This window comes from Paraflavitalea soli (genome assembly GCF_003555545.1).
Lineage (GTDB): Bacteria > Bacteroidota > Bacteroidia > Chitinophagales > Chitinophagaceae > Paraflavitalea > Paraflavitalea soli.
In genome coordinates this window covers 4,404,833-4,417,754 of record NZ_CP032157.1, presented here as the reverse complement: position 1 = coordinate 4,417,754, position 12,922 = coordinate 4,404,833, and the positions used below count along the sequence as shown (strand labels likewise).

General features: G+C 46.6%; 14 protein-coding genes. 4 read left to right on the top strand and 10 right to left on the bottom strand.

All coding sequences use genetic code 11. The features are described 5' to 3' along the window. Positions 1 to 38 precede the first annotated feature (38 nt). From D3H65_RS16460 to D3H65_RS16420, 9 genes are all read right to left on the bottom strand, one after another. Positions 39 to 338: a hypothetical protein gene (locus D3H65_RS16460; protein ID WP_119051354.1), complete on the bottom strand. Its 300-nt coding sequence runs from the start codon at positions 336 to 338 to the stop codon at positions 39 to 41. After that, positions 335 to 883 (bottom strand): DUF1003 domain-containing protein, encoded by a 549-nt coding sequence (locus D3H65_RS16455; RefSeq protein ID WP_119051353.1) that lies wholly within the window; start codon positions 881 to 883, stop codon positions 335 to 337. The genes D3H65_RS16460 and D3H65_RS16455 overlap by 4 nt, the downstream gene beginning before the upstream one ends. A gap of 81 nt (positions 884 to 964) precedes the next feature. Beyond that, a complete protein-coding gene (locus D3H65_RS16450) occupies positions 965 to 1,969 on the bottom strand; it encodes an alpha/beta hydrolase family protein (RefSeq protein WP_119051352.1) in 1,005 nt (334 codons plus the stop codon). A 163-nt stretch (positions 1,970 to 2,132) separates the two neighbouring features. Next, positions 2,133 to 2,531, bottom strand: a complete 399-nt coding sequence (locus D3H65_RS16445; protein WP_119051351.1) for a hypothetical protein — start codon at positions 2,529 to 2,531, stop codon at positions 2,133 to 2,135. Positions 2,532 to 2,662: 131 nt separating this feature from the next. After that, the gene (locus D3H65_RS16440; RefSeq protein WP_119051350.1) at positions 2,663 to 4,072 is read right to left on the bottom strand and encodes a Glu/Leu/Phe/Val family dehydrogenase; all 1,410 of its coding nucleotides are present in this window, start codon (positions 4,070 to 4,072) and stop codon (positions 2,663 to 2,665) included. A gap of 242 nt (positions 4,073 to 4,314) precedes the next feature. After that, complete coding sequence (locus D3H65_RS16435) at positions 4,315 to 4,527, bottom strand: CcmD family protein (RefSeq protein ID WP_119054542.1); 213 nt, start codon at positions 4,525 to 4,527, stop codon at positions 4,315 to 4,317. 8 nt (positions 4,528 to 4,535) lie between these two features. After that, complete coding sequence (gene ccsA, locus D3H65_RS16430; protein WP_119051349.1) at positions 4,536 to 5,207, bottom strand: cytochrome c biogenesis protein CcsA; 672 nt, start codon at positions 5,205 to 5,207, stop codon at positions 4,536 to 4,538. A gap of 97 nt (positions 5,208 to 5,304) precedes the next feature. Continuing rightward, a complete protein-coding gene (locus D3H65_RS16425) occupies positions 5,305 to 5,973 on the bottom strand; it encodes a heme exporter protein CcmB (protein WP_162915665.1) in 669 nt (222 codons plus the stop codon). Positions 5,974 to 6,023: 50 nt separating this feature from the next. Beyond that, positions 6,024 to 6,593 carry a thymidine kinase gene (locus tag D3H65_RS16420; RefSeq protein WP_119051348.1) on the bottom strand — a complete coding sequence of 190 codons (570 nt, stop codon included), beginning with the start codon at positions 6,591 to 6,593 and terminating at the stop codon, positions 6,024 to 6,026. A gap of 75 nt (positions 6,594 to 6,668) precedes the next feature. Here D3H65_RS16420 and D3H65_RS16415 point away from each other — a divergent pair, with 75 nt between their 5' ends. Next, entirely contained in the window at positions 6,669 to 7,379 is a 711-nt protein-coding gene (locus D3H65_RS16415) for a hypothetical protein (RefSeq protein ID WP_119051347.1), read from the top strand. On the opposite strand, the gene D3H65_RS16410 is transcribed toward D3H65_RS16415, so the two are convergent. Further along, entirely contained in the window at positions 7,352 to 8,722 is a 1,371-nt protein-coding gene (locus D3H65_RS16410) for a 3-deoxy-D-manno-octulosonic acid transferase (protein WP_119051346.1), read from the bottom strand. The two genes, D3H65_RS16415 and D3H65_RS16410, sit on opposite strands and share 28 nt — an antisense overlap. 653 nt (positions 8,723 to 9,375) lie before the next feature. On the opposite strand from D3H65_RS16410, the gene D3H65_RS16405 reads away from it, so the two are divergent. Genes D3H65_RS16405 through D3H65_RS16395 form a run of 3 tightly spaced genes read left to right on the top strand, consistent with a single transcriptional unit; the run spans position 9,376 to position 12,904 of the window. Continuing rightward, the gene (locus tag D3H65_RS16405) at positions 9,376 to 10,512 is read left to right on the top strand and encodes a DegT/DnrJ/EryC1/StrS family aminotransferase (protein ID WP_119051345.1); all 1,137 of its coding nucleotides are present in this window, start codon (positions 9,376 to 9,378) and stop codon (positions 10,510 to 10,512) included. A gap of 53 nt (positions 10,513 to 10,565) precedes the next feature. Beyond that, the gene (locus D3H65_RS16400) at positions 10,566 to 11,888 is read left to right on the top strand and encodes a UDP-glucose dehydrogenase family protein (RefSeq protein ID WP_119051344.1); all 1,323 of its coding nucleotides are present in this window, start codon (positions 10,566 to 10,568) and stop codon (positions 11,886 to 11,888) included. A gap of 35 nt (positions 11,889 to 11,923) precedes the next feature. After that, positions 11,924 to 12,904, top strand: a complete 981-nt coding sequence (locus D3H65_RS16395) for a UDP-glucuronic acid decarboxylase family protein (protein ID WP_119051343.1) — start codon at positions 11,924 to 11,926, stop codon at positions 12,902 to 12,904. Positions 12,905 to 12,922 lie beyond the last annotated feature (18 nt).

Genomic DNA, 12,922 nt, shown 5'->3' with positions numbered 1-12,922 from the left:
CCAATTATTAGCCTGTGCCAATCACTCAAATGAGGTACTTATACCAGCAGGTTGAAGGAAACCAGAATGATCGTGAGCGCTATAAAGATCAGCGCTACCAGGAAAACGATGTCGGCGGCGCTTTCCATCCTTTCTGAGCGTACTTCCTCCTTTGACCGCATCGATAGAAAAGACAGGATGCAGCTGATCACGAGCAATATTGCTGCCATACCCGTAATATCGTCAATGATCGTGGCGCTGCCCGTCTTCGATATTTTGATGGAGGTCAATACGATAAGGCAAAATCCCAGCAGGTTGGAGGAGGTGTTGAGTATATGGGGCGACTTTTCCTGGCTCATGATCCTTTCTTGTTCAGTTTGTCACAAATTTCTTTGAGCATTTCTAACTGTTTGTGCTGCATATCATACAAGGTTTTGATCTGTTCCTGTAACAGCAGGTCTACATTCTTTTGGAGGCTCCTCACTTCCATTTCTGCCTTCAGGTTTACCAGGTAATCATTTTCTGCTCTCTTCCTGTCTTTTTCTTCCTGTCTGTTCTGGCTCATCATGATGATAGGTGCCTGCATGGCGGCGATGCATGATAATACCAGGTTCAGGAGGATGAAAGGATAGGGGTCAAAGCTTTCTTTTTCCGGGCTGAGTATATTGTAAAGTATCCATCCAACAAGGATTATTGTAAAGGAAATAATAAACTTCCAACTGCCACCAAAGCGGGCTACTTTGTCTGATATCTTTTGGCCTGGGGTCAGGATATCAGAAGGTGGATGCAGCAGGTTGTCATTGATCAGTTCTTCCTCTTTAATAGTATCTTCTACAATACACTGTAATTTTTTTAACTGGTCATCTTCCTGTGTAATAAGTGAGTCAATTTCCTTTATTGCCATATCGGATAGTTTTGTAAAGTTTAAGATGTTCTACATCCTGAATTTACGCCGAATATCCTGTATGGCCATCATAACCGTCTGTTAACGGGCACCATTAGTTCTAAGTAACCAATGCAACCAGTCCATTGCTACCTTGTCCCAGTTGAATGCATTATAGTTCGTGGTGCCATCCGCATTCAGACCAAAGAAGTTGTGTTCTGTACCTATATAGCCTTTGAAGGTGAAGTTATTTTTATGCTGCCGGATCATATCCAACTGCAGGTAATCATTAAATGGCGCTCCTACGTCTTTTGTGCCGAAAGAAACGAATACAGGGATGGTTAATTTTTGCAGGTAGTTGATAGGTGGAAAAGAAAAGCCATAGGTGGTTTTATACGGATCTCCTTTTGTAGCGTCACTGGCGCTGGGGTTGTTAACGACCGCTTTCCAATTCTCTATATCCTGTTCTGCCATACGCGTGCTGTCGTTTTCATAGCGCCGGCTATTGGCGACAATGGAGACGATCCTTCCCATGGGATTGCCACCTGAATAGATAAGGTGTGTGATGCGGGAGAAAGTGGAAGCCAGTTTAGCGACAATAGTAGCGCCCTCAGAGTGACCGGCTGCCACTAGCGGCGAACGCAAAACCCATGGTTGCCTATGCAGGTATTTGATCACTTCAATATTCCTGTTTACATAATAGTCCAGGTAATTCCGGTCACTGTATGCTTTGGGATAGGAACCTGTACTGTCTTTATAGGTAAAATCGGGTGATAATTCAGTCACATCTTTGATCAATGGAACAGCAGGCTTACTGATAATAACGAGGTGGAAATAGGCTGCGAGGCTATCCGGCTTAAATGGAAAGGTACCATATACGCCTTCTTTACTGTCTATGATCAGCGGTACAGGCTGGCTGCCCTGGCAAAAAAAGAACAAGGGCTTGGGCTTCAGTTCTTCTCCCTTTTTCGATTTGATGAGGAGGTGAACCGTGTCGCCCTGGTAGAGGAACTGTAAATGCCTGAAGCCATAATCGGCGGCGGTTTTTTGCTGACCAATGGCCTGTAGAGTGCAAAGGGATACTAAAAGGAATAGGTAGGTCTTCATACTGGGCAACAAGCTAACACTTTAATTTCTTTTCTTTCGTTTCTCCTGGTCTTTGTATATTTTTTCAAATACTTCCCCCGGCAGCGTGAGCAGCTTGTTGGATTCGCAATGTAGAGACGATCCTGCGGGTACAAGGGCAGGTAAGGATACAGGTACTGTGTATTTAAAAAGTATTAGGGTCAATATTGGCGAAAATGGAAGGCGTAGTGGTCGTAGGTTTTTGTTTTGAACCAGGGTACAGCTTTTCAAATATGTCAAATATGCTGTCTATTTCGTTGCTGGTGGCAGCCTGCACCGTAATATCAGTATAGTTGTTTTTAGCGTACCTGATCTTAAAGGTCAACTGCTTGTAGGATCTTTTCAGGAATGAGTTGTCGTGCTCTTTCCGGTATTCTGCAAAGTACTCCCGTTCATTATCGAACCTGTATGATTCGTCGCCCCTGGTAAGATAGTAGAAGCTGGCAGGCTCGTCATTTTTTTGCGTGTTGATCACCTTGCTTAAAATGTGTTCTATCTTTTCGGCAGGAAAATACGCTTGCGGGTAAAGTTTTGATTTTTCCATTTGACAAAGCAGTTTTAAGGTTACTTAAATCTAACCTATTTTTTCCCGCGCCGGGCAAAAAAAATCCCATCCGCCATAAAGCGAATGGGATCAAGCTATTAGATATTCCCGGTATTCGGGATGGATATGATCTATGGGAATATGCCCAGTTCCGCATAGCTGGTAGCCACTTTATTGATGGCTACTAAGTAAGCGGCCGTGCGCATGTCCGGTACCTGGGGATTGGCTTTCCAGGCATCCATGATCTCGCGCGTGGCAGTGATCATGGTTTCTTCCAGTCCACTGCGTACCAGGTCTACTTCATCGGGACCGTGCATGATGAACTCACGTTCTTTGTTGTTGACCTGCTTACCAGTGAGGCCTTCAATTTGTCCCAGGATATGGGTATTGAGGTTTTCGGTAAAGCGCTTTTCCATACGGCCATAACGTACGTGGCTAAGGTTTTTCAACCACTCAAAGTAAGAGACCGTTACACCACCTGCATTGAGGTACATGTCGGGCACTACCAGTATACCACGTTTGGCAAAGTTTTCATCCGCTTCCGGCGTTAAAGGACCGTTGGCAGCTTCTCCAATGATCTTGGCTTTCACATTGGGGGCATTGGTGCCATTGATCACATTTTCCAGTGCGGCAGGGATCAGCACATCACAATCCATTTCCAGCGCATCGGTATTCTTGGCAAAGTTGGTACCATCTTTAAAATTGAGGATAGAGCCGGTTTTTTTGCGGTGCTCAAAAACAGCATCTACATCCAGTCCATCTGTGTTCCAGATAGAACCTTCAAATTCGGCCAGACCAACGATCTTGGCGCCGGCTTCCTGGAAGAATTTGGCAGAGTGGTAACCCACGTTGCCCAGGCCTTGTACTACTACACGCTTGCCTTCCACACCAACACTCAGGCCCAGCTTATCCATCTGGTCTTTCATGTTCAATACTTCGCGCAGGCCATAGAATACACCCAGGCCGGTAGCTTCGCGGCGGCCGCGTACACCACCTTGTGTTACCGGTTTGCCCGTCACACAACCCATGGCATCTATTTCGCCGGGACGCATGCTGGCATAAGTATCTACGATCCAGGCCATCTCACGTTCTCCGGTGCCATAGTCAGGTGCCGGTACGTCAATGCCGGGGCCAATAAAGTTTTTCTTGATCAGCTCGGAAGTATAACGGCGTGTTATCTTCTCCAGCTCATACGGTGTGTATTTCTTGGGGTCGATGGTGATACCACCTTTGGCGCCTGCAAAAGGAACGTTTACAATAGCGCATTTGTAGGTCATCAGCGCGGCGAGGGCCATTACCTCATCGAGGTTTACACTCATGGCAAAACGGATACCTCCTTTACAAGGCAGCTTGTGGTGGGAGTGTTGTACCCGGTAAGCCTTGATCACTTCGATCTTCTCACCGATCTTCACCGGGAAGTGCATCCGGTATACGGCATTACATTGTTTGATCTGTTCCAGGACGCCGGGGTCCCACTTGGTAAACTGCGCGGCTTTATCAAAACTCTTTTCCACCGCGCCAAAAAAACTGTACTCTGACATGATTAGCAATTTTTATGGTGAATCGTTAAACACAGAATCGGTTATCGTCCATTCCCGCTGTCGTGTGACAAATTAGGGCGAAGCAGGCAATACATTGGCAATGCTGAACGATCAATGATTGACTATTATTGGCAACAAGCGTAAATATTTTTAGTTCAATGGATTGCTTAAAAACGGTCAATCCCGAAGATTATCGGGACTGCTTATTCATTTTAACCTGGCCATTGACTATCATCTTTTCACTATTGACCTTTCTCCAGCTTCGATATCTTACGGTCCAGGCGTATTACATAGATGATCAGTCCCAGCAGGATCGTAATGGCTACAGCCAGTACAACATAAATTTTACCATCTGCTCTTAAGCCGGTAGCCTGGTCGGGATTCGTGCCATTTTCCTGGGCGCTGGCCCATAATGCCGGTAGCAGGATAAACAGGGTAATTAGTAATTTCTTCATGCGTATCATTAATGAGAATGTTTTTTCTCTTCCAGCGTCTTCATTCGCAGGTAAAGGGTAGTGATCCATACGCCCAGCAGGGTCCAGGCCACTACTGCCGGCCAGAATACCTTGCGCATCTCAGGGTCCAGGTCCTGCCCGTTCAGTCCGGGATTGCCTTCTACTCCTTTGCCGCCGGGGTGCAGGGATTCTACCAGGCGGGGCAGGATCAGGATCATGGGTATATAGATAAAATAGGCAAATATGTTATAAACAGCCGCCACACGGCCTCTTTTATCAAGATCGGTCATGGAATTACGTAGTACAAAGTAGGCCAGGTAGATCAATAAGGCGATCGCAACGCCCAATTGCTTGGGATCATTGTTCCAGGGTGTGCCCCAGGTATAATTGGCCCAGATCATGCCCGTTAGCAAGCCAAGCACACCCAGTACCGTACCCGTTTGGGCATATTGCCAGGCATACAGGTCATATTTAGGTTGGGGATCACGCAGGTACCTGATGGAGTAAACCAGTGAAATGGTCACGAGGACCAACTGGGCAAACCACATGGGCACATGAAAAAAGAGGTTGCGGATGGTTTGATAAAGGTTGCCTATTTCAGGTACTTTCACTAAGAAGCCTGCCGTGAAAGTGTAGAGCAACAAAACGATACAAAGTATTTTCCACCAGTACTGGCGCATATATTTCCGGGCTATTGGTGATAGATATTGGCGATTGAAGGATCGGGGTGAGACTTGCCAACTACCTGAATTAGGGGGCAAAATTAGGGGAAAAGTATCAGTCTTTCCAAAGAAACGGGAATAAGATCACCGCCAGGGCTATTACCATAATATCCAGCCCCACCAGCATCAGCACGAGACTCGGCAGCCCTGCCTGGATCACATCCGAGAAGGCCGTATTGGAAATGCGCATCAGCAGCAATACCTGGGGAATGATGAGGGGAAAGCCCATAATAGCCATCAGTGCGGCACTTTGCTGCGCACGGGCTGCAATGGCCGCCAGGAAGGTGAATACCAGGCTCAGGCTGCATCCGCCCAGGCATACAATGCCTACAAATTTTAAGGGGTTATGAACCGGGTTGCCCATGAACAGCTGGAAAAGCAACAGGCTTACCAGGGTCATGAGTACCATGAGTATAACATTAAAGATGAGCTTGGACAATACAAAGTCGCGGGCGCCGGCAATGGTATAGAAATACAGCATACGCCCCCGGCTTTCGGCCAGGAAGCTTTTAGCCACTGCATTGATGCAGATAAATAGCTGGATCATCCAAAACAAGCCATTCCACACCTTTTCCTCCGGATCGGAGCCCATGGCCATGTAGAGCACAAAAATGGTAGACGCCACATACAACAAGATGCCGTAAAAGGTATATTGCTGTCTGATCTCCAACAGGAAATCTTTTTTCACCAGCGCCCAGATATGGTTCAATTGTTTACCAGCCATAAGTAGAGATGCGCGAAAATAATTAGTTCAGGGGGTATTCCATTTACTTTTTAAAGCTTCTCGTAATAACACTTTCTGCACCGCGGTTCGTACAGATCCTTTTCGCCCAGCAATACCTGCGATGCATCCGGCGATTTGCGGTAAGAGTAGTTGGCAATATTGCCACAGCGCACGCAGATCGCATGCAGTTTGGTAATGAAATCTGCCTTGGCCAGCAGGTTGGGCATCTGCCCAAAGGGTTTACCCATATAGTCCATATCCAGGCCGGCCACAATAACGCGGATGCCTTTTAATGCCAGCTGATCACATACATCGGGCAACTGATCATCGAAGAACTGGGCTTCATCAATACCTACTACATCTACCTCTCCGGCCAGCAATAAAATGATCTGGGAGTTATCTATGGGAGTTGATTGAATAGCTTTCTCATCGTGCGATACGATATCCGTTTCATGGTAGCGTACATCTACCCGTGGCTTAAATATTTCCACTTTCAGGTTGGCGATGCGCGCACGCTTCAACCGGCGTATCAGTTCTTCTGTTTTGCCTGAAAACATAGAGCCGCAGATCACTTCAATAAAGCCACGTCGTTCGCCTGATATATTTGGTTCTATGAACATGTTAACGGAAATAGGTATAATAATTGTTAACTTTATAGTCAATAACTAACCCATAAAGTACCCACTTAATCTATTATGGAGCGATTACAACAATTGATCGGCAAATTAAACGAACAATTCGAACAAAATGCCGATAATAAACAACTATTAGTGACCACTCAACTCATTGAGGCGGAGCTAATGCGGTTGTCCGCTGCCACACGGGCAGCACAGGGCACCTCCAAAGTAGCAGTGGTAATGCCCGCTGCACGTACAGTGTACAATACGGTGGTAGTGGAAACACCGGTATTGGAAGCAAAAGTAGCTGAGGAGATCGTGTTACCTGTTGAGAAACAGGAAGAAAAGCCCGCCAGGAATGGCAATGGCACCCATGCGCCTGCAGCTGCTGTACAAGCAGGATTACAATTCAACCCACTGGTAGAAATACCCACCCTGGCGCACCAAACTTCAGCCAAAGAGCTTAATGAGACCATGGCAACGGCCCAGGCATCTCTTAATGATAAGTTAAAAGAAGAAAGGGTAGAAGTGGGACACCGCCTCAACGATTCACCCGTTCGGGACCTCAAAAAGGCCATTGGCATCAATGATCGTTTTGTGTTTATCAATGACCTGTTCCGCGGCGATGAGGTGATGTATGAACGCAGTGTAAAAACCATCAATGGCTTCCGCATCTATCCCGAAGCACAATACTGGATAGAAAGGGAACTGAAGATCAAACTAGGATGGGACGATTCAAAAGAGATCACCCGCCATTTCTATCAACTCGTTAAAAGACGGTTTTCCTGAATAAACTGCAACACGGCATCTGTTGCTCCCGTTTTACTATGAACATATTGGCCTGCCTGTTGGCAGACTTTTTTGTAAGCCGACTCATCAGCCAGTAAGTCATTCAGCACTTTTTCCAGCTCGAGGGCCGTTTTAATAGGGAAAGCGCCCCCTTCATCTACCAGTTCCGCCGCTTCTATGTACTTCTCATATACCGGCCCAAATACGACGGGTTTGCGGTATACCGCCGCCTCCAGCACATTGTGTACCCCATCATCTCCAAATCCACCGCCGATATAAGTAATGGTGGCATATTTATACAACCTCGACAGCATGCCGATATTGTCGATGATGAGCGTATTGGTATGCTGTTGCTCCCGGCTTACTGTGCCCGGAACACGCTTTTGCAATACAGAATATCGGATGGTGTGCTTAAATAGCTTTTCGATCTCCTTGAGGTGACTTTCATGGATCTCATGTGGCGCTATAATAAACCGCATATCCGGATGGGTATTGGCATAATGGTCCAGTTCTTCTTCGTCTTCCGGCCAGGTACTGCCGGCAACTACAGTAGGATACTTTCCGCAAAATGCTTCGATGGCGGGCAGCGGTACAAACTTCTCTACGATAGCAGCTACCCGGTCGAAGCGGGTATCTCCATTGACGGTCACATTGTTGGTAAAGCCAATGCCGGCCAGCAGGTCTTTGGAAGCTGGTGTTTGCACAAACAGGTGCGTAAAGCTCTCTAATATATATTGATGCAGGCGGCCGTACCACTTGAAAAAAGGTTGATCGGGCCTGAAGATACCAGATACCAGCAGCGTGGGGATCTTCCGTTTTTTTAAGGCGGTGAGGTAATGATACCAATACTCATATTTTATCCAGATCACCAGGTCGGGCTGCACGATATCCAGGAATCGACGGGCATTGGCTTTTGAATCCATGGGCAGGTAAAACACAAAATCGGCCCCTCCGTAGTTTTTACGCACTTCATAACCGGAAGGAGAAAAGAAGGTTAAGAGTATTTTAATACCTGGGTATTTGTCCCGCAAGGCTTCCAGTACAGGCCGGCCCTGCTCAAATTCGCCCAGCGAAGCGCAATGCATCCACACGAGTGGTGAGTGGTGAGTGGTGAGTGGTGAGTCTTTTGCTTCGCCGCTGTTAGGAGAGACTGTTGGACCCGGGTTTGGAGCCAATATTGCCGACTGCTCCCGCCCCTTGGCGGGACCGACTGCCGACTGTATTCTTCCCAGCAATCCCTTTCTTCCATTCAACCACAACTTGGCTTTAGGGTTCCAGAGCGCTACAACGCGTATTCCCAACAGGTAGAGGCGGCAAAAAATAGTATAGAAGAACAGGTGCACGGGTTATTAAATTATTATGCCGCAAAAGTCGGGAAAACTACAGGAAGTTATCACTTCCGGGGCAGGAAAGATTGGCCTGTAAATCCATAAATAATTGAAATACAAGATTATCCCAAAGAAAATGCCGGCAAATTAAGAACGGATTGGACCTACATGGTATCTACTTGTTATCATAGACACTGATAATATATATTCAACCTGCTAATAAATTAATTATAAACCGTAGATAAGCCGTCTCTATTAAGGGACAGCTTATCTACGGCTTATATACAGGTTATATACGGCTTATCTACAGCTTATCTAATAACATGCCCCGGCAAAAACATGAATTCAACCGCCTGTTGACCCCTAAAAAAAGACTATGTAAAAGGGAAATTGTACGAACCAGAGATAGGGCGAACAGGGACGGCATTTTCATATTTAATAAATAACTATATTATATCTGCCAGCCGGGAACCTGACGGACTGAAAAGGGCAGGGGACGAAAAGGTGGGGAATGGGTAAAATGCGAACTGTTTTAAGCGGTAGCCAGCGTAGGGATATGCTTTTCTATGGTATTTATCCCCAATTGACTGCGTTAGTTACGATGCCCCCATTGCATAAACCAGTTTTTTGTGGTAGGTTTGTGCCCGTTTCAAAAGAAAACGTTGAGTATGCGGCCGATACAAATGGTGGATTTAAAGCAGCAGTATGCAAAGATTAAGCAAGGCGTGGATGCAGGTATTCAGGAGGTGCTTGACAATGCAGCTTTTATAAATGGTAAAGCAGTCACGGATTTTACGGCCGGCTTAACGAAGTACCTGGGGGCAAAACACGTAATTCCCTGCGCCAATGGTACTGATGCACTTCAGATAGCTATGATGGCGCTGAAGCTGCAGCCCGGTGATGAGGTAATCACTCCCTCATTTACCTATATCGCAACAGTGGAGGTAGTAGCCCTCCTGAAGTTGAAACCGGTTTTTGTGGAGGTTGATCCCAAAACTTTTTGCATCGATCCCGCTGCTATAGAGAAAGCTATTACACCCAAAACCAAAGCGATTGTGCCGGTACACCTGTACGGACAAAGTGCCGATATGGAAGCTATCATGGAGATAGCCAGCCGGCATGGTCTGTATGTGATCGAAGATACCGCACAGGCTATCGGCAGTGCCGTGAAGTTCAAAGATGGTACAGTAAAAAAAGCAGGTACCATTGGCACGATAGGGGCTACTTCCTTCTTCCCATCCAAAAACCTGGGATGTTATGGAGACGGTGGTGCAATATTCACCAACGATGACGCGTTAGCCAGCCAGATGAAAATGATTGCCAATCATGGACAGAGTAAACGTTACTACCATGAAGTGGTTGGTTGCAACAGTCGCCTCGATTCGATTCAGGCTGCTGTGTTGAATGTGAAATTGCCATTATTGGATACCTATATTGCAGCGCGTCAGGCTGCGGCTGATTATTATGATAAGGCTTTTGCCAATCATCCTAAGATCACCACCCCTGCACGGGCATCTTATAGCGACCATGTGTTTCATCAGTATACCCTCCTGCTTGAAGGTGTTGATCGTGATGGATTGAATCAGTATCTGGCTGATAAGGGTATCCCTTCCATGATCTATTATCCTGTACCCGCCCATCGTCAACAAATGTTTGAAGCATTCGGCGGTTCATCCTATATCCTCGAAACCACCGACTGGCTTACGGAAAGAGTGATCTCGTTGCCAATGCATACGGAACTGGACGAAGAACAACTCCTTTTCATTACCAGCAATGTGTTGGAATTTATTAATAAACATTCATAAACCTTAGCCTGACAGATAAAGGCTTTGTTGAACCCTAACAAAAACGTTTCAATATGAAAATTGCTGTTGTTGGCACCGGTTACGTTGGATTGGTGACCGGAACCTGTTTCGCTGAAACAGGAAATGATGTTACCTGTGTAGACATCGACAAATCGAAAGTGGAAAAGCTTTCAAACGGTCAGATCACTATTTATGAGCCCGGCCTGGAGAAGCTGTTCCTGCGTAATTTGAAAGAAGAACGTCTGCGGTTCACAACCAGCCTGGAAGAAGGTATCAAAGATGCTGCGATCATTTTCCTCGCCCTGCCTACGCCTCCCGGCGAAGACGGTTCTGCCGATCTGAAATACATATTGGGCGTTGCCGATCACCTGGGAAAGATCCTCAAAGATTATAAAGTAATTGTAGATAAGAGCACCGTGCCGGTAGGTACTGCTGAAAAAGTGCATGCGGCTGTGTCTAAAAACTATAAAGGTGAGTTTGACGTAGTATCCAATCCCGAGTTTTTACGGGAAGGGGTGGCTGTGGAAGACTTCATGAAGCCCGACCGGGTAGTGATCGGCGCTTCTTCTGAAAGGGCTAAAAAAGTAATGAGCGAATTGTACAATCCTTTCGTTCGTTCCGGTAACCCGATCATCAATATGGATGTACGCTCTGCCGAGCTGAGCAAATATGCCGCCAATTCATTCCTGGCTACCAAGATCTCTTTCATGAATGAGATTGCCCAGTTGTGCGAACGCCTGGGTGCTGATGTGGATATGGTGCGCCGTGGTATAGGTAGTGATGAGCGTATCGGCAAACGGTTCCTGTTTCCTGGTATTGGTTACGGCGGTAGCTGTTTCCCCAAAGACGTACAGGCCCTGGTAAAATCATCCAAAGAAGTAAGTTATGACTTCCAGATATTGAATGCCGTAATGGATGTGAACGAGCGTCAGAAATTGCACCTGATGCCCAAGATCAAAAAATACTTCAAGGACGACCTGAAAGGCAAGAAATTTGCTTTATGGGGATTGGCCTTCAAACCCAATACGGATGATATCCGGGAAGCGCCGGCTTTATACATGATCGACGAACTGACGGCAGCAGGCGCTACCCTGAGTGTGTTTGACCCGGAAGCGATGCCCAATGTAAAAGGTGTTATTGGAGATAAGGTAGAATATGCTGAGAACCAGTATGATTGCCTGGAAGGTGCTGATGCGTTGATCATTGCCACCGAGTGGAATGAGTTTCGCACGCCCAACTTCCTGAAAATGGTAACCGCCCTGAAGAACAAAGTGATCTTTGATGGCCGTAACCTTTTTGAAGGCAGTGCAGTGAAAGAGTTAGGATTCTATTATGAGAGTGTAGGAAGGGCTGTAGCCGTTCCCGGACAGAAATAATTTCCTGTAAACACTCCTTACAAACAACACCAACCATGGCAAGAAAGAGAGTACTTATTACCGGAGCAGCCGGATTCCTGGGTTCACATTTAAGTGACCGTTTCATCAAAGAAGGTTTCCATGTTATTGGCATGGACAACCTGATCACCGGCGACCTGAAGAATATTGAGCATTTATTCAAACTGGAACAGTTTGAGTTCTATAACCACGACGTATCTACCTTTATTCATGTGCCGGGCAACCTGGATTATATCCTGCACTTCGCTTCACCGGCCAGTCCGATCGATTACCTGAAAATACCTATTCAAACACTGAAAGTGGGTTCTTTGGGTACGCACAACTGTCTGGGACTGGCAAGGGCCAAAGGCGCCAGGATACTGGTAGCCTCCACTTCCGAGATCTATGGTGATCCGATGGTGCACCCACAAAATGAAGAATACTGGGGTAATGTAAACCCTGTAGGCCCCCGTGGTGTATATGATGAAGCCAAGCGCTTCCAGGAAGCGATGACCATGGCTTACCATACCTTCCATGGTCTGGAAACACGTATCATCCGCATCTTTAATACCTATGGCCCGCGCATGCGCCTCAACGACGGCCGTGCTTTGCCAGCCTTTATTGGCCAGGCTTTGCGTGGAGAAGACCTCACTGTATTTGGTGATGGTTCTCAAACAAGAAGCTTCTGTTATGTAGACGACCTGGTAGAAGGCATTTACCGCTTGTTGATGAGCGATTATCACCAACCCGTCAATGTAGGTAACCCCGATGAGATCTCCCTCAAAGAATTTGCTGAAGAGATCATTGCTCTTACCGGCACCAAACAGGAGATCGTATATAAACCCTTGCCTGTAGACGACCCCAAACAACGTAAACCGGATATTACCCGTGCTAAAGAAATACTGGGCTGGACACCGAAAGTAGGCCGGAAAGAAGGTTTGAAGATCACTTACGAGTACTTCAAGTCCCTGAAGCCGGAGGAATGGTTCAAACAGCCGAAAGAATTTGTCAGCCGGTAAAACTGATAGATGGTCTGG